We start from the raw sequence: 613 nt of genomic DNA on the forward strand, positions 1-613 counted from the left end.
CGGAGGCGGGCGAGGAGGGCGTGTTCGACGAGGGTGATGAGGGCGCTCTTGGCGCTGTCCCGGCGTCGGGCGTCGAGGGTGACGACGGGGGTGTCGGGGCCGAGTTGGAGTGCTTCGCGGACCTCGTCGGAGGTGTGGGGCTGGTGTCCGTCGAAGCCGTTGAGGGCGACGACGAAGGGGAGTCCGCTGTTCTCGAAGTAGTCGAGGGCGGGGAAGCAGTCGGCGAGGCGTCGGGTGTCGACGAGGACGACGGCTCCGATGGCGCCGCGGACGAGGTCGTCCCACATGAACCAGAAGCGGTCCTGTCCGGGGGTGCCGAACAGGTAGAGGATGAGGTCCTCGTCGAGGGTGATGCGGCCGAAGTCCATGGCGACGGTGGTGGTCGTCTTGCCGGAGACGTGGCTGAGGTCGTCGATGCCGGCGGACGCGGAGGTCATGACGGCTTCGGTGCGCAGGGGGTTGATCTCGGAGACGGCGCCGACGAGCGTGGTCTTGCCGACACCGAAGCCGCCGGCGACGACGATCTTCGCGGAGGTGGTGGCGCGGGTGGGGGCGGCCGCGTTAGAGCTTGCGAAGTCCACTGAGGACCCTTTCGAGCAGCGTGACGTCGGGC

Annotated in this window: 1 protein-coding gene; it reads right to left on the bottom strand. The window is 69.2% G+C overall.

Annotated features, from left to right (window positions below; all coding sequences use genetic code 11):
* A partial coding sequence (locus PUR56_RS03935; protein ID WP_329880176.1) for a GTP-binding protein occupies window positions 1-581 on the bottom strand: 581 nt, incomplete at its 3' end.
* Window positions 582-613: the final 32 nt, after the last annotated feature.

The sequence above is a fragment of the Streptomyces sp. BE303 genome (genome assembly GCF_036290945.1).
GTDB lineage: Bacteria > Actinomycetota > Actinomycetes > Streptomycetales > Streptomycetaceae > Kitasatospora.